We start from the raw sequence: 26,256 nt of genomic DNA, 5'->3' as shown, positions 1-26,256 counted from the left end.
TATATCATATTCATGATAAAAAAAGGACTTTTTATCTAAATTCAGATAAAAAGTCCCTTTCATTCATTATGCGTTTACGACTTTACCAAAATCAGCCTTCAAAGAAGCGCCTCCGATAAGTCCACCGTCAATGTTTGGCTTTGCAAGAAGTTCAGCAGCATTGCCTGCATTCATGGATCCGCCGTACTGAATACGAACTGCATCAGCAGTTTCCTGATCGTAAATTTCTGCGATCAATTCACGGATTCCCTTACATACTTCTTCTGCCTGATCGGAAGTAGCAGTCTTGCCTGTTCCGATTGCCCAGATTGGCTCATAAGCAATTACAAGCTTCTTTACCTGATCTGCAGTTACACCTGCAAGATCGGACTTAATCTGAAGACGAATCCAATCCATGGTCACGCCAAGCTCTCTCTGCTCTAAGCTCTCGCCACAGCAAAGAATCGGAGTAAGTCCTGCTTCAAATGCCTTCTTAACCTTTTTGTTCAAAAGAACATCATCTTCCTTGAAGTAATCTCTTCTCTCAGAATGTCCAAGGATTACATACTTTACGCCGGCATCTACAAGCATTGCAGCCGAGATTTCTCCGGTGAAAGCACCGCTCTCCTCAAAATACATATTCTCAGCACCAACTGCAACATTGGTACCCTTTACTGCCTCTACAACCGGTACAATATCGATTGCAGGTACGCAATATACTACATCTACATCCGGATTTACAACAAGATCCTTTAATTCATTTACAAGTGCAATTGCCTCGGAAGGAGTCTTGTTCATTTTCCAGTTTCCAGCAATAATTCTTCTTCTTGCCATGATTACTATCTCCTTATGATTTATTTGTCATCTGCAGCTGCTACACCAGGTAACTCCTTGCCTTCAAGGAATTCAAGGGAAGCTCCGCCACCGGTAGAAATATGGCTCATCTTGTCTGCCATACCCATCTGGTTTACTGCTGCTGCGGAATCACCACCACCGATAATGGTAGTAGCATCAGCCTTTGCAAGTGCCTCAGCAACTGCGAGTGTACCTGCTGCAAGAGTAGGATTCTCGAATACACCCATTGGTCCGTTCCAAACAACGGTCTTTGCATCAGCAACTGCTGCTGCATAAAGTTCACGGGTCTTAGGTCCGATATCGCATCCTTCACGATCTGCAGGCATTGCATCTGCATCATAAGTTTCGGTCTCGATTGGAGCATCGATTGGATTTGGGAAATCCTTAATGGTAACAGCATCAACCGGGAGAAGAATCTTCTTGCCAAGCTTCTCTGCCTTTGCCATCATTTCCTTGCAGTAATCAATCTTAGACTCATCAAGCATAGAAGTACCGATTTCCTTGCCCTGTGCCTTTAAGAAAGTATAAGCCATTCCACCACCGATGATTAAGGTATCAGCCTTCTCAAGAAGGTTATCGATAACATTTAATTTATCAGCAACCTTAGCACCACCGAGGATTGCTACGAATGGACGAACCGGATTCTCTACAGCCTTTCCAAGGAAGTCGATTTCTTTCTGCATCAAATATCCAACAACATTCTCGCCGCCCTTTGCAGAGATGAATTTGGTAACACCGGCTACGGAAGCATGTGCTCTGTGAGATGAACCAAATGCGTCACATACATATACATCAGCAAGATCTGCAAGTTCCTTAGAGAACTCTTCGCCGTTCTTGGTCTCTTCTGCACCGCGGAAACGGGTATTCTGAAGAAGAACAACATCTCCTTCTTTCATGGCAGCAACTGCTGCAGTTGCTGCCTCTCCGGTTACATTGTAATCAGCTACAAAATTAACCGGCTTGCCAAGCTTCTCAGCAAGTCTTTCTGCAACCGGTGCCAAAGACTCACCCTCGTTTGGTCCGTTCTTTACTTTTCCGAGGTGTGAGCAAAGGATTACCTTTCCACCATCATTTAATAATTTCTGGATTGTAGGAAGTGCTGCAACAATACGGGTTTCGTCTGTAATCTTGCCTTCCTTCAACGGAACATTAAAGTCACATCTTACAAGGACTCTTTTTCCTTTTACATTGATATCATCAACTGATTTCTTGTTTAATGACATTTTGATTCCTCCTTTATTGAATGAAAAAAACCCCAGTCAGTGTCTGACTGGGGTGATTGTTCTTGTGCCCGACACAAATTCGCCTCTGGCAAAACCATAATCCAGCCAAATTATGCCGTTCTTCCCGTTAAAGTTAGAAAAATTAAGCTAACTCTGAGAAGTACTTGATGGTACGAACCATCTGAGAAGTGTAGCTGTTCTCGTTATCATACCAAGAAACAACCTGAACTTCATATAAATCATCAGAGATCTTGCTAACCATGGTCTGAGTAGCATCGAATAAAGATCCGAATCTCATTCCTACGATATCAGAAGAAACGATTTCATCCTCGTTGTATCCGAATGACTCGTTTGCTGCTGCCTTCATAGCTGCGTTGATTCCCTCAACAGTTACGTCTGCCTTCTTAACAACTGCTGTTAAGATTGTGGTAGATCCTGTAGGGGTAGGTACACGCTGTGCAGATCCGATGAGCTTTCCGTTTAACTCTGGGATAACAAGGCCGATTGCCTTAGCTGCTCCGGTAGAGTTAGGAACGATGTTAACAGCTGCTGCACGAGAACGACGAAGGTCACCCTTACGCTGTGGTCCATCAAGAGTCATCTGATCTCCTGTGTAAGCATGGATGGTTACCATGATACCAGACTGTACAGGTGCATACTTGTTTAATGCATCTGCCATTGGTGCTAAGCAGTTTGTTGTACAAGAAGCTGCTGAAATAATGGTATCAGAAGCCTTTAATGTCTCGTGGTTAGTGTTGTATACGATTGTAGGAAGATCGTTTCCTGCAGGTGCAGAGATAACAACCTTACGTGCTCCTGCATTGATATGAGCCTGAGCCTTTTCCTTAGATGTATAGAATCCTGAACACTCAAGAACAACATCAACATTTAATTCTTTCCAAGGGCAGTTGTTTGCATCTGGGAATGCATAAATCTTGATTTCCTTTCCATCAACGGTGATAGAATCCTCACCAGCAGATACCTTGTCTGCCAATTCATACTTACCCTGTGATGAATCATACTTTAATAAGTGTGCAAGCATTTTTGGGCTTGTCAAATCGTTGATTGCTACTACTTCGTATCCTTCTGCTCCGAACATCTGTCTAAAAGCAAGACGACCGATACGGCCAAATCCGTTAATAGCTACTCTTACTGCCATGTCTATTTCCTCCTAAGAAATGATAATAAAATTTTACAGCGCTCATTCGCTGAACCTTTTACATTGTATAAAAAAAAACACATTGTTGCAAGTACTTTTCCATAACTTTGTTAAAAACTAATCAAACTTTAGTGCTTTTTTGCATTTTTCGTACTTTCCGGCATGCTTTTATGCTATGATAAACCTAAATTTGTTTTGTTATCAATTTCGGAAAGGACTGATATCACTATGAGAATATGGGATGCACATATGCATTGTCACTTTTCCGGTGACAGCGATGCTTCGCCGGAATCCATGATTGCCTCCGCAATGGACAAAAATCTTGCCGGCATCTGCTTTACGGACCATCTGGATTATGATTATCCAAATGAGCCGGATGCGTTTCTTCTGGATTTTGAATCCTATGAAAAGAAAATTTTGAGCCTGCAGCAGGAATACGATGGCATCTTTCCTGTCAATATGGGAATCGAAGTCGGCTTACAGCCACATATTGCCGATCAAAACCGGCAGGCCGTCGAGGCACACCCGTTTGATTTTGTCATCGGCAGTTCACACACCTGCGACCGTCTCGATCCTTATTATCCAAGCTTCTATGAGGGACGCACCGAAGAGGCTGCCTACCGCCGCTATTTCGAGAGCATCCTCGAGAACATCGACACGCCGGTTGACTTTGATGTCTACGGTCATCTCGACTATGTCGTGCGCTACGGTCCAAACAAAAACCAAAACTACTCCTATGAAAAATATGCAGATGTCATCGATGAAATACTCATCCGCCTTATCCGCAGGGACAAAGGCATCGAAGTCAACACCGCCGGATTCAAATACGGTCTTTGCGCACCGAATCCATGCCCGCAGATTATCCGACGCTACCGCGAACTCGGTGGCGAGATTCTGACCATCGGAGCCGACGCGCACCAGCCGGAGCATGTCGGCTACGCCTTCGATCAGATTCCGGCCCTGCTCAAAGACTGCGGCTTCAACTACTATACCGTCTTTACCGCGCGCGTGCCGGTCTTCTACAAGCTTCCGGACTAATCGCGCATTACATATCCTCAAGTCGACCGTGCTTTTCGTATGTCGTCTTGCGCTGTATATGATTACTGTTGTCGACGAAGACAACCTGAGGGTTATGATTTTTGGCTTCGTCGGCATCAACCTGGCAATAGCACATGATGATGACATGGTCATTAACCTGTACCTGGCGGGCAGCAGCGCCGTTTAAGCAGATCATTCCGCTGCCGCGCTCTCCTGCAATCGTATAGGTTTCGAATCGATTTCCGTTTTCGACATCGACAATCTGTACCATTTCATATTCGAGGATGCCGGCGGCATCGAGGAGATCTTCATCCACCGTAATGCTGCCCACATAATCGAGTTCTGCCTGTGTCACCACCGCACGGTGGATTTTTCCTTTTAACATTGTCAAGTTCATAATGTACCTCTTATTCCACAATAAAATTATCAATCAAACGGACATTTCCGATGAATACGGCCACAGCCATCAGAATCGGTCCATCAATCGTTTCTACCGGCTGTAATTCATTCCAGTCAACGATTTCCACATAATCGATTCTTGCAAGCGGTTCTGCTTCAATCATATCCCTTACGGTCTTTACCACTTTTGCCGCATCCTTTTCGCCGGCAAGTACCATCTCGCGTCCCTTTGTCAGTGCGCGATTGAGCACAACCGCTTTTGCACGCTCATCCGGGCTCAGATAGGTATTTCTGGAGCTCTTTGCAAGTCCGTCTGCCTCACGGATGATCGGACATCCGATGATCTCAATATTAAAATTCAAATCGCGTACCATACGGCGGACGATTGCAAGCTGCTGCGCATCCTTCTGTCCGAAATAGGCACGGTCTGCTTCTGCGATATGGAACAATTTGCTGACAACCGTGCATACGCCGTTGAAATGGATTGGACGGCTCTTGCCGCACAGGCCTTCCGACAAAGTGTCCACACCGACATATGAATGAAAATCCGGTGCATACATTTCAGACGGTTCCGGATGGAAAATCAGATCCACACCGATGCCTTCGCACAATTTGCAATCTGCATCAAAGTCACGCGGATAAGTTGCCAGATCTTCCTTCGGTCCAAACTGAATCGGATTAACAAAGTCCGATACGATGACAATATCATTTTCCTTTCTTGCACATTCCATAAGGCTGGCATGTCCCTCATGCAGATATCCCATCGTCGGCACGAGTCCGATGCTCTTGCCTTCCTTTTTCCATACACGAACATGCTCTTTTACTTCTGCGATTGTATTTGCGATAATCATGATAATTTCTCCTTTACTGCCTGAATAATTTCCGGGTCGATGGCAAAGTTATGCTCTGCTGCAGGGAATGTTTTTGCCTTGACCTCCTCGTCATATGCGCGGAATGCCCGCTTCATTTCTTCTCCGATATTGGCAAAATGTTTTACAAATTTCGGTTTGATACCGGAAAACATGTTAAGCATATCCTGATATACCAATACCTGTCCGTCACATCCGTTGCCGGCGCCGATGCCGATGGTCGGGATGCTCAGCTCCTGTGAAATCAATGTAGCAAGCTCGTCCGGTACACATTCGAGTGTCACCATAAATGCACCGGCACGCTCAACTGCTTTTGCATCTTCGAGGATCTGCAATGCACGCTGTTCATTCTTGCCCTGCACTTTGAAACCGCCGAATGCATGAATGGACTGCGGGGTCAGACCAATATGTGCCACAACCGGAATGTCCGCTTTGACAATCGCTTCAATCTGCTCGCAAACGGTCGCACCACCCTCTAATTTGACAGCCTGTGCATGGCCTTCCTTGATTAGGCGGCCTGCATTCTTAACCGCATCATATACGCTGGTCTGATAAGACAAAAACGGCATATCCGCCACCAGAAAAGTATCATGCAGTCCTCTTGATACACATGCGGTATGATGAATCATATCCTCCATCGTAACAGAAAGTGTATCCGGATATCCCATCATGGTCATACCAAGCGAATCACCGACCAAAACAGCATTGATCTGTGCTTCTTCGATGAGGCATGCTGTCGTATAATCATAGCAGGTCAGCATGCTGATTTTCTGTCCCTCCTGCTTCATTTTTTGTAATGTTGTCACTGTGTTTTTCATCTTTTTATGACTCCTGTTTTTTATTTTTCTTCCAAAATTTCGTACAATTGATGATAATCGCGATGTGGATGCTTGCCCTTTGCAATTTCAAGCACCTCCAGCGACAGATCCCGATAAATCCGCGCATGCAAATCGCGAAAGGTATGCAGATGCCGCTCAACAGTCTGCACGTCCGCACGCTCAATCGGTCCGGTTAGGGCATCCACTGCCGAGGTCTGCAAATAGCGTTCGACATTGCCTGTTACCAGCGGTTCCAATGCCTTCTTCGCATTCTCCTGCGTGAATCCGCACTGCTCGAGTTCTGATTGTGCACATGCAAGCAATCCCAATACCAGATTGGATGCCATCACGGCAGCTCCGTGATAACGCGTCTTGACATCTGCGGCAATTCGCTGCACCTGCAAATTCTTTTCCCTGCAAAATGCCTCCATTGCTTCAATGCCTTGCGGACTTCCTTCAATTGTAAATAATGCTTTTGGAATTTCACTGTACGATTCGTGTCGATTGGACACGGCCAGTAATGGATGGATTGAAAAACCGGTTGCTCCCGTCTTTTCAATATCATAAAAGATTTTCGAGGATAACGAACCACTGCAATGACAGATCATCTTTCCGTGAATCGGATATTTTTTGATTTTCTCCCACACCGGTGCAATCTGTCCATCCGGCACAGTCAAAAATAAAATATCACTTTCCTCTATAACTGCCTCTAATGTTTCAAATGCGTTTGATTTGGTAAATTCTGCCGCGTCTCTTGCAGATTGCGGCGACTTACTGTAATAACCGGATACCTGCGTCTTCTGCTCTGCGAGATACTTTCCCAACGAGCAACCGACCTTTCCGGCTCCTACAAATCCAACTCTCATGACATCACCTCCTATCATATTCCGTCCGGGTGATATAAGTCTTGTTCATGCGATACAAGCTTTGTCATGCAGTCTCCACCATAAAACTTAAGAGCACTCTCTAAAAAATACGGTATAGTTTCTCTCGAATACCATCCGCCAAACACTATATCAGTTTTCCACCACAAATTCAAGTCTCGCTCGGGCAGAAAAAAACCGGCGCACATGGCGCCGGCTGTCTTAGAATTTAACAGTTGTATACTGAATCTGGGTAACCGCATCATCCTTTAAAAGGAAAATGAGTTTCATCTGATCTTTTTCATATACCATCTGGCTGCTGTCGCTGGAAGACGGATCTCCGTATGCAGCGGTAACATCAGCGGAAGATGCCCCAACACTAACCTTCTCAGGTGTGCTGACAGTATCATCCTTAAGGATTACCTTTGATACATAATCAACCTTGTCCTGCTGGTAAGTATCTACTTCGAATCCCTTATATGTCCAGATTTTATCGAGGTCACCAAATGCACAGCTGGCAGCTTCAAAACAGCTTTCTTCCTGTCCGAGTGCAGATTTGAACTGCTCGAATTCCGCATCGATTACGATTGCGGTACCGTCAGCAGTCTTGAATGCATATCCGTTGGAAGTCTGGCTTGATGCAGAACTTGCATTGTTGGAAACCTTCTTTTGTGTGCTGCCACCACATGCAGTCAATGCACCGATGCAGAAGCATGCAACCAGGATAAGCGCTAATTTTTTCTTCATAATAAAATTCCTCCTAAAGAAATCGATTATTTCTTATAATTGTTTTTCAGTGTTACTCTATCAATTTTTCCATTTGCAGTCAATGGCATTTCTTCAAGCTGAATGATTTTGTTCGGAACCATGTAACGAGGAAGTTTTTCCTTGAGTTCGAGTGTCAGATCCTTTTCGCTGATATCGCCAACATAATAAAGGACAATCTTGCCCTTCTCGGTGTCATAGATACAGCCGGAGAATTTGATGGCATCCACCATATTGACATTGGCTTCGATTTCACCGAGCTCGATACGATGACCCATATGCTTAATCTGATAATCCTTGCGGGATACAAAGATCAAATCACCGTCCTCATTGAATCTGCCGAGGTCACCGGTACGATAAATCAATTCCGGATAATGCGGATTGAGCGGATTCTGCGTATATGCCTCCGCAGTCTTTTCCGGATTGTTGTAATATCCGAGTGTAATGGAAGTTCCGCGGATACAGATTTCTCCGACTTCTCCGTCTGCCGCTCTCTCGTTTTTGTCATTTAACAGGATGATTTCGGTATTTTTGAACGGGCGTCCGACCGGAATCACCTCATCAAGTTCAAAGTCACGGTTGACATGATAGAAACAGCACATGCCGGTTCCTTCTGTCGGTCCGTACAGGTTGGTAAAGGATGCTTCCGGGAGCACTTCCTTCCAGATGCGGAACTGCTTAATCGGGAATACTTCACTTCCGAATGCAATATTGCGCAAATACTGTGGCTGAACTGTCTTGAATGTTCCGAATGCGGAAATCATGGTAAGCGCAGATACAACCCAGCATACGGTATTGATCTGATACTGATTCAGATATTCCACCAGTTTAATCGGCTGCATGAACAATGCACGCGGAATCAGATATGTGGTTGCACCGAATTTCAGAGTCGGATAAAGTTCTTTTAAGCATGCATCGAAATATAATGGTGTCTGATTACCAAATACAGTATCTTCGTTGAAACCAAGTGTTTCGGAAAGCTGCTCGATATAATCGAGTACAGAGCGATGGCATGCACATACGCCCTTTGGCACACCGGTAGAACCGGAAGTAAATACAATATAAATCGGATCGGTATCGATTGCCTTATCATAGATTGCCTTTAAGCACAGATCATCCACGGCAGTCTTTGCAATTTCATCATAAAGTGCAACTTCTCCGGAAAAATTAAAATTCTGTGCCTTTTGCGCAGTCGCCTCATCGCAAATGATGACCGGAGACTGTACATTGTCCAGAATCAGCTGAATACGGCTTGCCGGCATTTCCTCATCGATCGGCACATAATAATTGCCGCCGGTGATAACACCAAAGAAAGCGGTCACTTCTTTCGGATGCTTATTCATGAATACAACAACAGGCTGATGATAAACACCCTTCTTTGCCAGAAAAGTACCGATTGCACGGCTCTGGTCATAGACTTCCTGAAAAGTCAGTCCTTCTTCTCCGTTTGAAAAAGCAAGCTTTTCCGGTTTTGTCTTTACGATATTGGTTAAATAATCTAGTACATGGTTTTGCATTTTTCTACTCCGTAATCAAATTATTATATTCTTCTTTGAGTTTTCCGCATGCAAGGACTGCCTGACGCGCAAGCACTTCCATCACATCCAAAAATCCTTTTCCAATCTGATAATCACGCTTGATCAGCGAAAGCTCCGTACAGCCGAGCAGAACCGTCTGCGCGCCCTGTGCAAACAGTTTGTCGGAGACTTCCTCAAACAGATCCATCTCCACCGGTCTGCCGGATTTGACATCATCATAGATGATATGCATGACTTTAGCCTGGTTCTTTTCACTTGGGATTACACAGGCGATTCCGTATTTTTCCAGAATTGTCTGAAACAACCGGCTTTCAACTGTGCCATCCGTCGCCATAATACCCACAACGGTGATACCTTTTGATTTCAAATATTTCCCGGTTTCCTCGATTGCATGAATCACGCGGGTGCCGAGTGTCTTCTCCAAACGCTTCTGAAAATAATGCGCCGTGATACAGGGAATGGCAATCACATTGGCCCCCTGGCGTTTCAGTTTGCGCCCGGCATCAAGCAGGAAAGGCATCGGATCTTCGTCGCTTTTTCCCAATATGAATTTTGTACGATCGGGAGTAGAGGGACGAGAATAAATGATCGTCTCGATATGCTCCTGGTCTGATGCGGCATCGGTCATCTGTACAACAAGCTGATAAAAATATGCTGTTGCCATCGGACCGAGGCCACCAATTACACCAAGTTTATTCATTGTTTCATCCTTATTCTTTGCTTTGGATTCTTAAGGGATATCCGGATATTTTGAACGGTCATAATTATGACAGTTGTCATGTGCATCAGAATATTCCTTTAATTCTGCATCGTTCAGCAGACACAGATACGGACGGCCAACACGCGGTGTGGCATCAAAATGATACCATCCATGACCATCTTCAAGGTCAACCAGATTCCAGTAATGCATCTTGTCACCTTCCGGAATACGCTCGATGTCCATATTGGTAATACCGGCTCTGGTCAAAAGTGCCTTGGATACGCTTGCATATACATAGCAGTCTCCACCTCGTGTAGTAATGCCTTCATATGCCGCCTTGACCCAGTCTCCTTTTTCCGAAGAATTCACATATCCGATATGCTCATGTTCCCAATTGTAAATGGCGATACACTGTTTTTCCTTACTCATATCCGATGTGATGATCTCTGCAAGAATCTCATCGCACAATTCATAAAGTTTCTGTTCGCTGTATGCATGTGCTTTGACAGTCATATTGACGGATGTGCTTGCGCTGTTGCCTGCACGGTCTGTGACTGTGTAATTTACCTGATAAGTGCCCTCCTTTTCGGTATCTACCTGGGAGTTGTCTACCTGAATATCCAGTTCTCCGTCGAGATTGTCGCTGACGGTCACATAGCTCTTGTATGCAATTGTATCACCGATATAGACTTCAAAATCCTGTCCACTGATGGTTGGTGCAACATCATCATAAGTCAACTTTAATTTTGCGTCATGACTGGTCTTATTGCCGCCTTCATCGGTTCCGATGATGGTCACATCCTGTGTCCCTTCCGAGCTGCAATCCGGTTCTGTTTCAAACTGATAAACCACCTTGGTGGCATCCTTTGCATCCACTACAAAGTCCTGCGCATTGATCTTGCTGTCCGAAGAATTCACACAGGTATCCAGGTCTTTCACTGTAAATTCCGGTGCAACGGTATCGACCACGCGCAAGGTTGATTTGTGTACAAACAATCCGGACTTAATCGCAATGGTAAAGTCTCCGACTTTGTTTGCGACAAAGCTGTCTCCGGTTACAATATCATCGCTGTCTTCCGTGAAATACGCTTTCTTGTCAGAAGTGCCAAGGAAATCACTTACGGTCAGCTGCGATCCCGCCTCTGCCTCAACGACTTTATAGACACGATTCTTCTCAAGTAAAACCATTGCCACGCCCAGCACAATCAATGCAAAGATAAAGGTAAACACAAGTCGTCTCACCAGTCTTCTCATTCTCTGCTGTTTGCGGCGGCGACGGTTGCGTGATCCGGATGGTCTCGAACCTCTGCCCGATGAATTATAATTGCGATAATTGCGCGTCGAACTGTTTGAATAACGACGCGCTCCGGATGTTCCCGGAATCACTTCAATACTATTTCTACCTGCCAATATTGTTTCCTCCATTTTGTTAATCTTTTTTCAAATTTCACACTTCTATTAACATAATACTAGAGGGACAATTGATATTGTTCACAAAGCATGGTAACGGTCATTGCAATCAATAAATAATCAATTTCATACGCGCCCATGAGTTTAAAATCATCCTGCTGATAAATCTTTTTCAATTCGTTGATGTAATTGACATCAAAGACACCATACTTCTTAATCAGTTCATCACTCAGGAAATCCATGGTAGACGGCTTTTTGATCATTGCCGACATACCCGGTGCCTGGAATGGGAATTTCTTTCTCTTCAGAATCGGATCCGGAACAATGCCCTCACCGGCTCTCTTTAAGATATATTTCTCATTCACACCCTTTAATTTATATTTGTCCGGAATCTTGGTTACAAAGTCAAGCAGTTCCGCATCCAAAAACGGATGACGACCTTCCACAGAATGTGAGAAGAACATGCGGTCTCCGTGCTCTCCGAGCAAATGGTCGGAAAGGCGAAGCTTGTAATCGATATAACTTCTTCTCTTCTGTGAGCTGAGTCCCTTTACTTTGCTGACATCAATCGGACTGGTTGCAAATGCGGAAAATTCATCAATATTTGCTCTGACATCCTTGCTGTAGAGATTCATATGAATCTTTCGGATTTCCGGATGATTGCGCTCAAAACGGAAATAAGGATCGCCCCAGAGACGTTCATTGACTTCGAGCTCTTCCGGTGTCATTTTGCCCTTTTGCATATTGCGGAACAAATCCACCATATATCCGACATATCCATAGAAGAATTCATCGGATCCCTGTCCTGTCAAAACAGCTTTTGCAGGAGATGACTGTACCAGTCCGGAAAGCATATAGGCAGCAACATCATAGCTCTCTTTTACTGCAGATTCCGCATGATAAATGACATTACCGATGTTGTTCCAGATTTCTTCTTCCGCAACCTTTGTGCTGTAATGTTCGGATTTCACACAATCCTTTACGATTTTCTGATATTCACTCTCATCGAGATCGCCCTCTCCGATTTCGGCAGAGAAGGAATAATAACTGTTCAAAAGGAACTTGCCGATATAGCAGGCAACCACGGAGCTGTCAAGACCACCGGAGATATAGAATCCGATCGGCACATCCGCAATCAGTCTGCGGGAAATCGCCTTCTTGAGCAATTCGCGAAGGTTTTCCACATAATATTCCTCGCCCTTGTCTTCCTCATCAGGGGAATACTGCAAATCCCAGTATTCGATATCTTTGATTTCCTCATCCGGACGGATGACAAGCATATGTCCGGCACGAAGTGAATAGATATTCTTAAAGAAGGTATTCGGGGATACCACACCCGGATAGTTCATCAACTGATCAACAGCCTTCATATTCAGCTTGCGCTCAATACCCGGATATTCCACGATTCCTTTAATCTCGGAGCCGTAAATCACACGGTCATCCGCAACGGTATAAAACAGCGGACAAATACCGATCTGGTCGCGCACGAGCACGAGTTGATCCTTGTTTCCGTCATACAGTGCAATGGCAAACTGACCATTCAGATGTTTTGGGAAATCCAGTCCGTATTCTTCATAGAGATGCAAAATCACTTCGACGTCGGTCTTGGTTCTGAACGTATGACCTTTTTTGATCAGATCCTCGCGCAATTCCTGATAATTGAAGATTTCTCCGTTACAGGTCATTGCAATCCTGCGGTCTTCGTTTTCGATTGGCTGCATACCGCCGGAAAGGTCGATGAAGCTTAAGCGTACAAAGCCAAGTCCGACTCTGTCATTGATCAGCATATTCTTTCCGTCCGGTCCACGATGCTTGATTTTTTCAAGCATCTTATCAAGTATTTTCTCTTCAATCGGCTTTACCCCGTGAAGATTATAAATTCCACAGATTCCGCACATTTACTTATCACTCTCCCTGTATCTGTATAAAGTATTTTTGTCAACCTGATAGTATTCACATTGACGATCGATTTCATTTTCGTATTCTTTGATATTCTCGGCCCAGATATCATCGAGTTCCTGATTGCCACGACGATCGATGATGCCATATTCCTCGGAAAGAATCCTGCCGAAATATTCAGCCAGTTTCTCAGCTCCGTTGATATTCATATGCAGACCTGCATCATAGGTATCGGTTGAATAATCGATTCCTGCTTCCTCCGTCAGTTCGAGGAAATTGTAATAAGGCAGATCATATTTGGACGCATAGTCCTCCACCTGCTGCTCGTACTGCTCATACCAGGTCGGATAAACGGACGGTGCCTTTACGAGAATCAACTGAATCCCATTCTCTTCACACAATTCACGCATTTTGTCCAGGTATTCCCAAGCCTTGTCGCCGAACGAATAATCGGCAAGTGCATTTCCTTCCGGAACTGTCTCAACCGGGCGTGTATCCACGCGCATAAAATAACCGTTGTAGCTTACCTTCGGGCTGTGGAACATATATTTGAAATCATCCTCTGTCAATTCGTTCCAGCGGCTGTGATAACGCAAAATTGGGAAAACATAATCCAGAAAATGTTCCTCCTCGGTCATGGATGCATTGATTGCTCCAATCTTGGACTTGGACCACTCCATTCCCTCAATGGACATACGGTTATAAGCCTCATTCTGCGATTCATTAAACTGCAGAGACTGGATATTAAATACCACAGCCTGTGGCACATGATAGCGCAGACTGTCCTCCAGCAAATAGTAAGACTGCCAGATATACTGCTCCGCACTTCCGCGGATATAGCTGTTGATGCCGTATTTTTCCCACAAAACAACCGGGGAAAAATTCTCATAAACTTCACAGTCTCCGACAAAAATCACATCAAAGTCTTTATTCTCTTCTTCGTAATATTCTGCCACAAAAGCGCCTTCCACGATTCCGGTCACATACTTTGGCATCAAAAGCTTTTGCAGGAAATATAATGCAAAGCAAACCAAAAGGACGGATACGATTACGCGCAGAAAAACAGTTCTCTTTTTTGTCATAATTGTTTCCTTTAATTCTGTTTCAAACCGCTAGAAGCGATTGTAAATAAACTGGCTGGAATCATATCCGATTCCATATGCACCCACCAGCAAAATCACTAGGAAGAGTGCAAACCAGATTACAAATCTTACCGGATAAGGTTTTGCAGCAATCTGATCACGGACACTGCCCTTTACCTGAACCATGCTGACGATGAGCATCACCAGTACACCGCAAAGCAAAATGATATAGTCGAGTGCGCTCACACCGAGATTCAATAATTCACCGGTTGTAAAAATCGAATAATTTGCAGAGGTAAACATGGTCAAAAATGCATGGAATGTCTCGGAAACCGAAACATAACAGTCAAACATATTCAGCACACAGATCAAAAGCAAGGTACGAAGTCCCATAAAGATTCTGTAGCCGATGGTGTTTGAAAAGCGGAATTTGCCATGGAATTTGTCGTACAGCGGCTCCAGTTCTTCCGAAACCATCAGAATCAGCCAGTTCAACAGGCCCCACACGATGAAATTCCAGCTCGCACCGTGCCAGATACCGGTTGCAAACCATACTACAAATGTTGAAACATAAACCGGAAGTTTCTTTCCGATATTGTCACCAAAATGTTTGCGTGAAAATTTTGCCAGTCCCTGAATTGCCTTGCTGGTGGAAACCGGATAAAAGACAAATTCACGGAACCACTGGCACATCGTGATATGCCATCTTCTCCAATACTCTTTCAAAGAGGTTGAAAAATACGGACGGTTAAAGTTCTCCGTCACACGGATACCAAGCATCTGTGCCACACCGATTGTCACATCAATTCCACCGGTGAAATCAGCATAAAGTTCAAGGGTATACAGGACCATTCCGACAAATGCATAAGCACCATGATAAACAGACACATCTGAAATCAAAACATTGACTGCAGGTGCCACACGGTCTGCAATGATCAGTTTCTTAAAGAATCCCCACATAATGCGCTCGATTCCGTAAGAGACATTGGTCCAGTCAAATCTATGTTCCGCATACAGTGTCTGTGACAAATCGCCGAAACGGCTGATTGGTCCCTGCACCAGCTGCGGGAAGAAGGATACAAACAATGCAAATTTAAACAGATTTTTTTCGGCTTTCACGGTTCCACGCTTGACATCGATCAAATAACCGATGGCCTGGAATGTGTAGAAGGAAATGCCCATCGGAACGGCCAGATCCATAAATCCGAGGCCTTTTCCGGTAAAAATTCCCACAATAAAATCAGTGTACTTAACCACTGCGAGAATTCCGAGATTAACCAGAACCCCCAACAACAACCAGCGGCCTCGTGCACTTTTCTTACTATTTTTGTATGCCTTTTTTTCTTCTTTGGTCAGACTTTCTTTGTTTGCCTTTAAGTATTCACTTTGCGTGGCAAAGTTTCGTTCAATCATCCGTCCGCAGCCCCAGATGGTCACCGTGGTCACTGCGATATAAATCAAATAAATCGGATTGGCAATCCAATAAAATAGATAACTGAAAAGAAGAAGCAGCATCCATTGCAGCTTCTTCGGGAATACATAATATAAAATTGCAAGGGCGAAGATAAAGCCTATGAATTCATATGATGTAAATAACACAGCTTATTCCTCGTCTTCCAGCTTCTCGATCAAAGCATATAAAGCCTGAGCCGAATTAAAGTTTTCCGGAATGATGTATTCTGCTGAAATGGTAACATCGAAATTCTCGCTGATTTCGGAAATCAAAGTAACAATGTCAAATGAATCCAAAATCATATTATCAATCAAACCAGTCTCAGTTGTAAAATCTACATCCGGGTGTAAGTCATTCAAAATCTCTAATAATTCATCCATGTTGATGTTCTCCTTCCAAATTTACAAAGTCTAATATATCATACAAAATTTGATTGGCAATGTCAAATTTCTGTGTTCACAAAAAATGGCGAAAGAATGGGATTTCTTTCGCCATTTTCGCCAAGAAATTCTTAATATTTCTTTAAGATTCTTTAAGAACTTCTTTAGGCAAAATATTGTGCTTCCACTTCCTTGAGTGGCTTTGAATATCGAGTCGCAGTATCCAGATGTTTGTGTAATGCCACACGCGCCTTGTCGCGGTCCTTTTGCTCGATTGCATCTGCGATTTCTTCATGCTCGAGCATAATCTCGCGGATACGCTCCGGCGTACGCACTTCATAATTGCGCCATCTGCGGATATGAATATACGGATCGGCAATCAATTCCATGACATGCGGTCTGCCAACCGCATCAAATAATACTTCATGAAACAGATTGTCCAATTCATAAAACTTCTGTGAAAAATCAGCACCTTCCTTCAGCTTCTTCTGTGCCTCGATGGCGCTTCTCATATGTTTGACAATCGATTCGACATCTCCGGATTCAATAATTCTGCAGATAGCCTCCTGCTCTACCGATTCACGCATATAGAGGATATCCGATATATATTCCGTATCGATCAGGCTGACAAAAGTGCCGCGCTGCGGATATACTTCCACCAGTCTCCGGTTCTTCAAAGCAGCCAATGCGCCTCGCACAATATGACGGCTGACGCCATACCGGCTTGCGAGCTCATTCTCGCTCAGTCGGTCGCCCGGCATATATTCCAAATTTTCTATTTTATTACAGATATCCCAATAGATGTCATCACTTGTAACAAATGATTTTGTTAATACGTTTCCCATTTTTTGTTCCTTGCCTGAAAAGTTTGCTCATCAACTATATCACATTATAGCATTCTTGTCGACAAGAACTCAATGGATTTGCGACTGCCTTTTATGCTTCCATATCATCAAACGGTGCTTTAATCGAGTGAACCCAATAAATTTCGACAGAATCGATGACCATACCGCTTGCGCCGAAATACAGTTTGACATAATGGGTCGGTGCAAACACTTCGGAAATTTCCATTTCCTTGGTTACCTTTGCCCCGTTGCTGCCCTGGAATGTCAAAATGCCGCGCAGCTGATTGTCAAACGATACCGAAATCGGCAGCTGTGCCAGATCATTGAGATCGGAATGTGCAGTAATTCTGATATTGTACATACCCTTTCTCTGGATATTGGTTGCAAATACTTCGAAATCTCCCTGCTGCGGGTTCCAGTCCGGATTCTCGATACGCAGGGTTCCTTCTTCGTCACTGTCATAGGTGATGATATTCTCAAAATCAATATCGCCCTCTTCCACAATGGCTCTTTCATCCAACTCTTCCTGTGAAATCTCATTCATTTCATATAACATAGCCGGAGACTTTAACAGGAATCCGAGGATGGATCTGGCATTTTCCTGAAGCTGTCCGAGTGTCAGCTCGCCGGATTGATAAGCCGCAAGAATGTCATCCTGCTTCATATCCGTCTGATCGTCCACAACCATATACAGATTGTTTCCGGCAGCAATCATTGCCGCACGGCACTTTCTGTCTCCCGGCTGGTTTTCAATACTTCCTCTTGCCCACCAGTCTGTCATGACGATTCCATCAAATCCCCATTCCTTGCGCAATACGATGGTATTCAGATCATAATGCGAGGAGGTCCAGATGCCGTTCACCGGTCCGTATGTGGTCATCACGGAACGCGCTTTTCCCTCTCGCACAGAAATTTCAAAGCCCTTCAGATAGATTTCGCGTGCAGCTCTCTGTGACATCACACCATTGACATCATTGCGGGAATATTCCTGGTTATTTCCCATGAAATGCTTAATGGTTCCGGTACTGCCCACACAGGAAAGTCCGCGGATCATGGCAGCGCCCATCTTTCCGGTCAAAACCGGATCCTCAGAAATATATTCAAAGTTACGACCGCAAAGTGGATTGCGGTGAATGTTCAGTCCCGGTCCAAGCAATGCGTCGATGCGGTTTTTGCGCAATTCCTTGCCTTCGAATGCATACAGGCTTTCTACCAGTTCCACATTAAAGGTACAGCCCAGGCTGGTACCGTTCGGAAGTGAAAATGCCTTGGTTCCGCAGTCCATACGAATTCCGGAAGGTCCGTCCGTCGTACATCCCGCCGGAATGCCAAAATGTCTTAAGTTCTCACTCAGTCCTCCGAATGCGGAGCCGGTTCCCGGTGTTACTTTCGGAGAACTCATTCCCTCACCGCGGAACAGAACAATCAGATCCTCTGCCGACAACTGTGCCAGGAATTCATCCATGGTTGCCTTGCCGTGATATACATCTGCCAATACAATTCCACGATCACCGGTATAAGCGATTTCCTGCGGTTTGTTGGCCTCCATGCGCTCATATGCGCCGATGGTGCGCAGCGGAGCATCTTCATATTTCAATTCATAATAATTGCCGGACACCGATGGTTTCATACGCTTAAACGGCTTGACCGGTGCATAGATTTCTTCCAGCTGGCTGACAACTGCAAATTCCTGACGGAAGGAACCAATCAGCTGTGCGCTGCGCACATCCGATCCCAGATAGAATTCATAGCTGCCCTCCTCGAGCACATATGCATTCTTGTGACCGGTTACACCGGAATCATCAAAGGAAGCAATCGCATATTTCGGAATCGTGAAAATCACCTTTGTACTTTCGCCCGGAAGCAATGCGCGTGTCTTTTCAAATGCAACCAGTTCTCTTGCCGGTTGGCCAAGCGCGCCCTGCGGCTTCTTGACATACAATTGTGCGACTTCTTTGCCCTCATATTCACCGGTATTGGTCACTGTTGCGCTGATATTGACAAACGGACTGTCAGAATCACCTGCAATCTGTCCCGCCATTTTGAAGGTGGTATAAGAGAGGCCGAATCCAAACGGATAGAGCACTCTGTCTTTTGCAAAGGTTTCAAAATAGCGGTATCCGACATAAATATCTTCTGCATAGATATTCTCATACTGGTTGCCGAAATTGGCGGTTGACGGATAATCCTGAATGGATTTTGCAATCGTATCCGACAATTTTCCGGATGGAGACTGCTCTGCGGTCAATACCGACAGCACCCCGTTGCCGCCTTCCTGTCCGCCCTGCCATACATACATAACAGCCGGAACCTTATCCTCTTCCACCCAGTTCATATCGATGATATTGCCGACATTTAACAGAACCGCAGTGCGTGTGAAATGTTTTGAGACTTTGCGAATCAGATCACGCTCTGTCGCTGTCAGGAGATAGCTTCCCTCCTTTGCAGCATTGTCCTGATCTTCACCCGCTGTACGGCCGATAATTACCAAAGCGACGTCATCTGCTTCAGCCGCCTCTGCGACAGTAGCTTCATCAATCGGCATTTCTTCCTGATTCCATGGAACAGTGCCCCAGCCATGCCCTTTGTCGAGCGGGTGGGAAGCATTCCAGTCCTCATAGATTTTTAACAGTTTCTTGTCAAGACGGATTCCATCGGATGCCATCAGTGCATCGAGGATTCCGGTCACATAACGGGTATTTACCAGACCACCGGATCCCAATCCGCTTTTATAATAATTGGCTGCCATTCGTCCAAAAACAGCAACACGATCTCCCTTTTGTAAAGGAAGTGTTTTGTTCTCATTTTTGATCAGGACACAGCCTTCGGCAACTGCCTGACAGGCAGTCTGCCGATATGCTTCCTGATCTAACTGAAATTCTGACATGATTCATCCTCGCATTTCATTTCTAATCATTCAATTTACATCATTGGTGTAAACAGTTTTAATACCATCAACATGGTTCTGACGATGACATTCTTTTGTTCGCACTCCTCGACCGATACTTCATGGCTGACCTGCATCGCGCCGTACAAATCGCGTTTCACATCACTGATTACCTTTGTGTTGTAATGGAAACTGCCGCATTCAAAATGCAGGGTCAGGCTGCGATAATCCAGATTGATGCTTCCGATGGTTGCATAGCAGTCATCCGCCACAAAGCATTTTGTATGTACAAATCCCGGTGTGTACGTATAAATCTTTACGCCACCGTTTACCAGCGAACGGAAATTGGATTTGGTCATCAGATAAATCAGTTTCTTGTCCGGAATTGCCGGGACAAGAATTCTGACATCCACACCGGATTTTGCGGCATTTACAAGTGCCTTGGTCATCTCGGAACTGATGATCAGATACGGGGTCGCAATATAGACATATTTATGCGCCCTTCCAATCATATTCAAATACACATTTTCCCCGACATATTCCCGGTCGAGCGGGAAATCGCAATATGGCTGTACATATCCGTTTCCCTCCTGCGGCATATATTCGTCATAATCGCTGCGGCGATAATATGGATCATCTTCATATTGGCGCAGGTAATGCGCATAATCCATTTTTTCGGAGCGTGCATATTCCCACATTTCCAGAAACATGACCGTAAAATTTCGCGTGGCCGGTCCGGTAATCCGGACGGCTGCATCCTTCCAATATCCAAAGCGTTCAATCGCATTGATATATTCGTCTGCCAGATTCACCCCTCCGGTATAGCAAACCTGATTGTCAATGACAACAATCTTGCGGTGATCGCGGTTGTTCATCACAATGGACAGAAACGGTTTGAACGGATTAAACCGAATTGCATGAATGCCTTTCTTTTCCAGAATGCGGTCAAATTTGCGCGGCAATACCTGAATACTGCCAAAATCGTCGAAAATCATATATACTTCGACGCCTTCTTTCACCTTCTGCTCGAGTACCTCCAAGGTACGGCCGAGCATTTCTCCCGTTCCGAGAATAAAGAATTCAATAAAGATAAAGTGCTTTGCCTTTTTCAAATCCTCCAGATATTCCGGGAACATGGCTTCACCGCTGTCATAATAGCGTGTGTCCTCCTCGCGAAAGATCGGATAACCGCCATAATTGGCAATATATTCCGATTGCAGATACGCATCCGGGCATTCTGTCCTGAGTGCTTCCGTCACAGTCGGATCACTCATCCTATATTGGCCGGTCTGGGCCAGAACCGCTTCCATCTTTTTGCGTTTTCCGCTGGTCAGCTCCGGGCGTCCAAACAAAAAATAAGTCACGATTCCGACAATCGGCAAAAACAGAATCAGGAATGTCCATGACAATTTGTGCGAAGTCCGGATATCCCGGCTGCAAATATAAAGTGTCAGGGCAACCGCAATCACCTGTAATCCCAGGTTGATGGCATAATTCCCCTGTGCGCCCCAGGCAATCACCGATGCAATCCATATAAATTGCGCCACAATCAAAATCGCCGAAAGGAAAAAGTTGATGATGGACGGAATATATCTTCTCGGTCCATATTTTCTCATTGGTTGATTGGTAGAAATCGTCTTATTCATACCAAATATTGTAGGCGAAAAAAACGATTATTTCAACTTTTTAAAATTATAAAAAAAGAGAGAACCAAATCATAGTCCTCTCTTTTTAGTAAGGTGTCAATTTTTTAGTTTACATATTTAAGAATGCAAAGCTTCTCATATCAAGCATTCCCTTTCCTTCAAACAGGAAATACAGAGCCTGCGTACCGCTGACATCCGCAAGCGGGATTAATTCGCAGCCAAAGTCCTCCGACTGGATATGCAGATCGGCCTCACCAATCACATTCTCTCCTTTTGGATCGGTTGCGACAAGTATGGCTCCGTCATACAGGCCCTTCATCTCAACGATGAGCATGTCTGCACCGAGAAATGCAAAATATTTGTATCCCAAAACAGTACCATCTGAGATATTGGCGACAAACACCTGATTTTTTTGCTCCGTCACCATGGTGGTCTCTGACATAACCGGATTGTCATATGCAATGGCATTCGGATATTTCGGGCATTGAATCGTACATGCGATTGCAGCCGGATAGGCGCCCGAAGCAGGCAACGGACCATTGTTTAATCCACAACTGGTCACTTCCACCTGATCGAATCCGCCGTCTTTGCGCATCGCAAGCTTCTCTGCGCAGCCCTGACGCGAATATTCGGTGCCATGAGTCTGTCGATGATAAAAAATATAATATTCTCCGTTTGCCCTGAGCAGTCCGCCGTGATTGTTTCCTGCCGGTGCCACATGCGTCTCATTTCCGTTCAATCCGACATCCGCATTGGATACCAGTGTGCCGCCGAATACAAAATCACGGTCCGGATAATCGCTGATTGCATAGCATAATTCATGCGACTTATGAGATGAATAAACAAAATAATAACGTCCATCAAATTTGCGAATCGATGAGGCCTCAAAGAATCCATGTCCTTCAAAGCTTGTGCCCCCTGCCTGTTCCTCGGAAGGAATCAGATTATGCGGCATCTCAAGCGTCGTAACCATATCCTCTGCGAGCCCGGCTACCACAGACCACTCATCACATTTGATTTCCGGTGGGAAGATATCTTTCTTTTCTCCACTCGGAGTAAATCCGGAATAGATATAAAATTTTCCATCATCATTCAGCACTGCAGGATCAAATGGGGTCGGCTTTTCCCAGACGGTTCCGTCCGGGAATTTCACATGACCGTAAAATTCAAACGGTCCGTTTGGCTTGTCTGCAACAGCCACACCGATTGCTTTGCAGTTGTTGAACGTATAATACAGATAATATCTTCCGTCCGCACCGCATACGACATCAGGTGCATACAGCTGCAGACTGTCATCCGCATTCATCGGATCCTGATTGCGTCGATAAATGACGCCCTCATACTGCCAATCGGACAAATCATTTTCCGGCGCAGACCATGCCACATAGTGGTCCTCACAATATCCGGTTCCGCCCGCCTTATCATGGGAACCGTAAATATATACTCTTCCCTCAAACAAATGCGGCTCCCCATCCGGAACATATTCATTCAAAGGCAGGTATGGATTAAAAACTGTCATAATATTTCTCCCTCACAAAAACATCGATAATCCATTTTACTATCGATTGCGAATTGCGTCAATCGGACGCTTTCTCGCATTGTGGTTAACCGGAAGGAAACTTGCAAGTGCTGCAACCGCAATACTTACCAGAAACAGTAATCCCACCTGACGCAGGTCAAAATTCAAGATGGTAACCAAAAGTCCGGTTGAGCGACGCGCCAATCTGTTTACAAGCAAAGTCGCAATGAATACGCCTGTTGTCGAAAGCACGAAATTAATCATTGCAATCACAAAGCTCTCTGAGAAAAAGATTCGGAAGACATCACTTCCACGCGCACCGATTGCACGCAGAATACCGATTTCCTGCTTTTTGTATGCGATACTGCTTGAGATAAATGTAGCCATCATCACACTTGCAAAGATTGCAAAGAAAATTCCGACTCTTACAAAGATCTTACTAAGCGCCTTAAAGACTTCATCCAGACCATCCAGCTCATAAGTCACGGAATTTTGCAGGGTGTAGCGTACGCCTCCCTTTCCGGTGTAAGCATATTTTACAATCTTTTTCACATCGGAGGCAGACTTTGGCATTGCTCCGATTGCGAATGTATATTTTCCTTTTTCGGAATAGGCCAGCTTCTCGAAAGACTGATCGTCCAATACCACTCCTTCATAAAAGGAAGTGGATTCATACGGCAGATAGCCAACCACCTGAACCGTATCCTCGAATTCAGTTTCTTCTTCCCAGCCTTCGCCCACTCTTTCCGATTTCCCTAATTGGTAATTCAATTCAATCGGGTCCTTGAGCAATTCTTCAAGCCCGATGCCTTTCATTTCTGCAGCTTGTTCCAGACAATCCTGTGTCAAAATGATCTCATTTTTCGAAAGACTTTTCTTCGGTTCGCCAAGCCATATCACTTTTGATTGGTCAATTTGATCCAATCGGATGAGTGTATCCGGATAAAAATCATATTCTTCGCCCTTGTGATAGCTTATGAAATATTCCGGTTTGATTTTACAGATTTTGGAGTTGCGCTCCTGCACCTTCTGGATATAGCCATCCCCGACCATAATCATCTGCAGGAAACTTAATTCTCTCGCCTTCTGTAATTCTCCGTTTAATGCAGTCTGCAGGATCAGATCCATACTGTTTAATCCCTTGTTTTCTTCGGTAAGAGACTTATAACGGTCCAGATCAAATCCGGTGTCCACCACGCCGACAATTTCCATATCGACGCCATCGATACGAATGGTTTTTCCCACCATATCAGCAGGCTCTTTGATGGTTTCATAGCGTGTCGTTGACTCTTCATTTTCCTGATATTCACGATATCCGGCAAGCATAAAGGTCTGTGCAATATAGCTGCTGATGACCATCTCGTCCTTGCTTCCGTCCGCGAGTCTGCCCGCAATCAGATGAAATCCGCTGGCATCAAGCATTTCCTGATCCAGAGTCGCATATCCCGAAAATCCGTATGCGTAAATATGATAATCTGTTTTGGTAAATTCATAACCGGTATCATATTGTGTCTGGAACGTATTTACGGAATTGCCATACGGATCATTGGTTTCCCATGTCTGCGGCACATAAGCGCCAACCACTTTGATTCCTGTATTCTTTTCGATTTTTTCGAAATCTTCGTCTTTGAGAGCGCTGTCCGAAGAATCCCAGATTCCTTCCATAAGACCATTGTATTTATAGAACTGTGCCTTCTGGAATGTTGCATAATTGATGTCACTGTCCATGATGGACTTCGTACAGGTATTGATATGATCATAACTTGCAAGTGTATCTGCCAGACCAAACAATCCATATGCCACACATGACAACAAAATGGTGATTACCAGTCGGAACTTCTTATGCTTTAATCCGCTCGCACCAATCTTAAATGCGTTTCGCATCGGAAGCTTGGATTTGATCAGTCTGAATGCCCCTGCTATCTGTGGGATGATCCGGCTCTCATCCGTCGGTGTGCAGCTGCGCAGGACATAGGAATCCGATTGATTTCCCACAGCAATGGTTCCACCGTTGCCCTTGACTTCGAGCCATTCATTGATTGCATCGAGATCAGCCTGTGTCAAATGATACTGCGGCGCCACAAGAATGCTGTCCGAACCAAAGGTCAGCCCCTCATTTGACGCATCCACTTCTTCTCCGAAATATTCCATATCACTGATTACATGACCATCCGACATTTCGATGATACGATCCGCATAATGCTCCGCGAATTCCCTGTCATGCGATACCACGATGACCAACTTATCCCTTGACAGCTTCTTTAAAGTATCGAGCACCTGTTTTCCGGTCACGGAATCGAGCGCTCCCGTCGGCTCATCCGCCATGATGATTTCCGGATCCTTGACCAGTGCACGTGCGATTGCCACACGCTGCTTCTGACCGCCGGACAATTCATTCGGTTTTCTGTTTCCATATCCTGCCAGATCAACCTGCTCGAGAATCTGATTGATTTTCTCATCGGTTACCTTCTGACTCTGCAACTGCAATGCCAATGCAATATTAGCACCGACATTGAATTCTTCTAGAATATTGTATTCCTGAAAAATAAATCCCAGATAAGTATTGCGATAGGAATCAAAATCCTTCTGCTTGAAATTCTTGGACGATTTGCCTTTAATAATAATCTCGCCATCATCATAGATATCCAGACCGCCAAGCAGATTCAGCATCGTGGATTTACCGCTTCCGGATTTTCCCAACAGGAATACCATTCCTTTATCCGGAAATCGCAGATTCACATGATCCACCGCCAGAACCGGGACACCCTTTTTCGGCTTATATACTTTTGTTAAATTCCGTACTTCTAACATTCTTTTCTCCCTTTCGTTAAAACTATGCTACATAAAGATTACCCATTCTTCTTCAAAATCACAAGTACTCAATCCCTTAATATTTCTTAAGATTTTATGAATCCATATCGGAATCTAA

The 26,256-nt window shown here is 44.7% G+C and carries 21 protein-coding genes; 1 reads left to right on the top strand and 20 read right to left on the bottom strand.

The features are described from left to right. Positions 1-66 precede the first annotated feature (66 nt). The 3 genes from tpiA to gap form a co-directional block, all read right to left on the bottom strand. Positions 67-813 carry a triose-phosphate isomerase gene (tpiA, locus tag CSX02_RS02840; protein WP_031542085.1) on the bottom strand — a complete coding sequence of 249 codons (747 nt, stop codon included), beginning with the start codon at positions 811-813 and terminating at the stop codon, positions 67-69. A 20-nt stretch (positions 814-833) separates the two neighbouring features. Further along, on the bottom strand, positions 834-2,057 hold the full coding sequence (locus CSX02_RS02835; protein ID WP_099385559.1) for a phosphoglycerate kinase: 1,224 nt from the start codon (positions 2,055-2,057) through the stop codon (positions 834-836). A 142-nt stretch (positions 2,058-2,199) separates the two neighbouring features. Beyond that, a complete protein-coding gene (gene gap, locus CSX02_RS02830; protein WP_099385558.1) occupies positions 2,200-3,216 on the bottom strand; it encodes a type I glyceraldehyde-3-phosphate dehydrogenase in 1,017 nt (338 codons plus the stop codon). A gap of 228 nt (positions 3,217-3,444) precedes the next feature. Between gap and CSX02_RS02825 the strand changes: the two genes are divergently transcribed. Then, the gene (locus tag CSX02_RS02825) at positions 3,445-4,254 is read left to right on the top strand and encodes a histidinol-phosphatase HisJ family protein (RefSeq protein WP_031542078.1); all 810 of its coding nucleotides are present in this window, start codon (positions 3,445-3,447) and stop codon (positions 4,252-4,254) included. 7 nt (positions 4,255-4,261) lie between these two features. Here the strand turns inward: CSX02_RS02825 and panD are convergent, their stop codons facing one another. The 17 genes from panD to CSX02_RS02740 all read right to left on the bottom strand — a co-directional run bounded on the left by panD (position 4,262) and on the right by CSX02_RS02740 (position 26,138). Further along, a complete protein-coding gene (gene panD, locus CSX02_RS02820; protein WP_099385557.1) occupies positions 4,262-4,651 on the bottom strand; it encodes an aspartate 1-decarboxylase in 390 nt (129 codons plus the stop codon). A gap of 10 nt (positions 4,652-4,661) precedes the next feature. Continuing rightward, positions 4,662-5,504, bottom strand: coding sequence for a pantoate--beta-alanine ligase (gene panC / locus CSX02_RS02815; RefSeq protein ID WP_099385556.1), 843 nt, complete (start codon positions 5,502-5,504; stop codon positions 4,662-4,664). After that, positions 5,501-6,340 carry a 3-methyl-2-oxobutanoate hydroxymethyltransferase gene (gene panB, locus CSX02_RS02810; protein ID WP_031542071.1) on the bottom strand — a complete coding sequence of 280 codons (840 nt, stop codon included), beginning with the start codon at positions 6,338-6,340 and terminating at the stop codon, positions 5,501-5,503. Before panB ends, panC begins: the two co-directional genes overlap by 4 nt. A 20-nt stretch (positions 6,341-6,360) precedes the next feature. After that, a complete protein-coding gene (locus CSX02_RS02805; RefSeq protein WP_099385555.1) occupies positions 6,361-7,206 on the bottom strand; it encodes a Rossmann-like and DUF2520 domain-containing protein in 846 nt (281 codons plus the stop codon). A 219-nt stretch (positions 7,207-7,425) separates the two neighbouring features. Next, positions 7,426-7,950 carry a hypothetical protein gene (locus tag CSX02_RS02800; protein WP_099385554.1) on the bottom strand — a complete coding sequence of 175 codons (525 nt, stop codon included), beginning with the start codon at positions 7,948-7,950 and terminating at the stop codon, positions 7,426-7,428. A 26-nt stretch (positions 7,951-7,976) separates the two neighbouring features. Beyond that, the gene (locus CSX02_RS02795) at positions 7,977-9,485 is read right to left on the bottom strand and encodes an amino acid adenylation domain-containing protein (RefSeq protein WP_031542063.1); all 1,509 of its coding nucleotides are present in this window, start codon (positions 9,483-9,485) and stop codon (positions 7,977-7,979) included. Positions 9,486-9,489: 4 nt separating this feature from the next. Beyond that, positions 9,490-10,206: a cysteate racemase gene (gene cuyB / locus CSX02_RS02790; protein WP_099385553.1), complete on the bottom strand. Its 717-nt coding sequence runs from the start codon at positions 10,204-10,206 to the stop codon at positions 9,490-9,492. 30 nt (positions 10,207-10,236) lie between these two features. Continuing rightward, the gene (locus CSX02_RS02785; protein WP_189281296.1) at positions 10,237-11,616 is read right to left on the bottom strand and encodes a transglutaminase domain-containing protein; all 1,380 of its coding nucleotides are present in this window, start codon (positions 11,614-11,616) and stop codon (positions 10,237-10,239) included. Between the two features lie 59 nt (positions 11,617-11,675). Then, positions 11,676-13,514: an asparagine synthase (glutamine-hydrolyzing) gene (gene asnB, locus CSX02_RS02780; protein ID WP_031542057.1), complete on the bottom strand. Its 1,839-nt coding sequence runs from the start codon at positions 13,512-13,514 to the stop codon at positions 11,676-11,678. After that, positions 13,515-14,597, bottom strand: coding sequence for an SGNH/GDSL hydrolase family protein (locus tag CSX02_RS02775; protein WP_099385551.1), 1,083 nt, complete (start codon positions 14,595-14,597; stop codon positions 13,515-13,517). A 30-nt stretch (positions 14,598-14,627) separates the two neighbouring features. Further along, positions 14,628-16,196, bottom strand: a complete 1,569-nt coding sequence (locus tag CSX02_RS02770; protein ID WP_099385550.1) for an MBOAT family O-acyltransferase — start codon at positions 16,194-16,196, stop codon at positions 14,628-14,630. Between the two features lie 3 nt (positions 16,197-16,199). Beyond that, on the bottom strand, positions 16,200-16,430 hold the full coding sequence (locus tag CSX02_RS02765; protein WP_031542051.1) for a phosphopantetheine-binding protein: 231 nt from the start codon (positions 16,428-16,430) through the stop codon (positions 16,200-16,202). Positions 16,431-16,594: 164 nt separating this feature from the next. Next, entirely contained in the window at positions 16,595-17,275 is a 681-nt protein-coding gene (locus tag CSX02_RS02760) for a GntR family transcriptional regulator (RefSeq protein ID WP_099385549.1), read from the bottom strand. Between the two features lie 91 nt (positions 17,276-17,366). Beyond that, positions 17,367-20,162 (bottom strand): glycoside hydrolase family 3 protein, encoded by a 2,796-nt coding sequence (locus CSX02_RS02755; protein ID WP_099385548.1) that lies wholly within the window; start codon positions 20,160-20,162, stop codon positions 17,367-17,369. A 35-nt stretch (positions 20,163-20,197) separates the two neighbouring features. Beyond that, complete coding sequence (gene cls / locus CSX02_RS02750; RefSeq protein ID WP_207653743.1) at positions 20,198-21,778, bottom strand: cardiolipin synthase; 1,581 nt, start codon at positions 21,776-21,778, stop codon at positions 20,198-20,200. A 139-nt stretch (positions 21,779-21,917) separates the two neighbouring features. Then, a complete protein-coding gene (locus CSX02_RS02745) occupies positions 21,918-23,327 on the bottom strand; it encodes a family 43 glycosylhydrolase (protein WP_099385546.1) in 1,410 nt (469 codons plus the stop codon). 39 nt (positions 23,328-23,366) lie between these two features. Next, a complete protein-coding gene (locus tag CSX02_RS02740; protein WP_099385545.1) occupies positions 23,367-26,138 on the bottom strand; it encodes an ATP-binding cassette domain-containing protein in 2,772 nt (923 codons plus the stop codon). Between the last annotated feature and the right edge of the window lie 118 nt (positions 26,139-26,256).

The sequence above is a fragment of the Agathobacter ruminis genome, assembly GCF_002735305.1.
Classification (GTDB): domain Bacteria; phylum Bacillota; class Clostridia; order Lachnospirales; family Lachnospiraceae; genus Roseburia; species Roseburia ruminis.
Note: the sequence above shows the minus strand (reverse complement) of the source record. Positions and strands in the feature narration are given on the sequence as shown.

What these genes read in the sequence shown, in the direction of transcription:
- asnB (WP_031542057.1), bottom strand. Translation starts at nt 13,514, where the DNA reads ATGTGCGGAATCTGTGGAATTTATAATCTTCACGGGGTAAAGCCGATT.
- cls (WP_207653743.1), bottom strand. Translation starts at nt 21,778, where the DNA reads ATGAGAAAATATGGACCGAGAAGATATATTCCGTCCATCATCAACTTT.
- CSX02_RS02775 (WP_099385551.1), bottom strand. Translation starts at nt 14,597, where the DNA reads ATGACAAAAAAGAGAACTGTTTTTCTGCGCGTAATCGTATCCGTCCTT.
- CSX02_RS02795 (WP_031542063.1), bottom strand. Translation starts at nt 9,485, where the DNA reads ATGCAAAACCATGTACTAGATTATTTAACCAATATCGTAAAGACAAAA.
- panB (WP_031542071.1), bottom strand. Translation starts at nt 6,340, where the DNA reads ATGAAAAACACAGTGACAACATTACAAAAAATGAAGCAGGAGGGACAG.
- CSX02_RS02835 (WP_099385559.1), bottom strand. Translation starts at nt 2,057, where the DNA reads ATGTCATTAAACAAGAAATCAGTTGATGATATCAATGTAAAAGGAAAA.
- CSX02_RS02745 (WP_099385546.1), bottom strand. Translation starts at nt 23,327, where the DNA reads ATGACAGTTTTTAATCCATACCTGCCTTTGAATGAATATGTTCCGGAT.
- gap (WP_099385558.1), bottom strand. Translation starts at nt 3,216, where the DNA reads ATGGCAGTAAGAGTAGCTATTAACGGATTTGGCCGTATCGGTCGTCTT.
- CSX02_RS02805 (WP_099385555.1), bottom strand. Translation starts at nt 7,206, where the DNA reads ATGAGAGTTGGATTTGTAGGAGCCGGAAAGGTCGGTTGCTCGTTGGGA.
- cuyB (WP_099385553.1), bottom strand. Translation starts at nt 10,206, where the DNA reads ATGAATAAACTTGGTGTAATTGGTGGCCTCGGTCCGATGGCAACAGCA.
- tpiA (WP_031542085.1), bottom strand. Translation starts at nt 813, where the DNA reads ATGGCAAGAAGAAGAATTATTGCTGGAAACTGGAAAATGAACAAGACT.
- CSX02_RS02765 (WP_031542051.1), bottom strand. Translation starts at nt 16,430, where the DNA reads ATGGATGAATTATTAGAGATTTTGAATGACTTACACCCGGATGTAGAT.
- CSX02_RS02755 (WP_099385548.1), bottom strand. Translation starts at nt 20,162, where the DNA reads ATGTCAGAATTTCAGTTAGATCAGGAAGCATATCGGCAGACTGCCTGT.
- CSX02_RS02800 (WP_099385554.1), bottom strand. Translation starts at nt 7,950, where the DNA reads ATGAAGAAAAAATTAGCGCTTATCCTGGTTGCATGCTTCTGCATCGGT.
- CSX02_RS02825 (WP_031542078.1), top strand. Translation starts at nt 3,445, where the DNA reads ATGAGAATATGGGATGCACATATGCATTGTCACTTTTCCGGTGACAGC.
- panC (WP_099385556.1), bottom strand. Translation starts at nt 5,504, where the DNA reads ATGATTATCGCAAATACAATCGCAGAAGTAAAAGAGCATGTTCGTGTA.
- CSX02_RS02740 (WP_099385545.1), bottom strand. Translation starts at nt 26,138, where the DNA reads ATGTTAGAAGTACGGAATTTAACAAAAGTATATAAGCCGAAAAAGGGT.
- panD (WP_099385557.1), bottom strand. Translation starts at nt 4,651, where the DNA reads ATGAACTTGACAATGTTAAAAGGAAAAATCCACCGTGCGGTGGTGACA.
- CSX02_RS02760 (WP_099385549.1), bottom strand. Translation starts at nt 17,275, where the DNA reads ATGGGAAACGTATTAACAAAATCATTTGTTACAAGTGATGACATCTAT.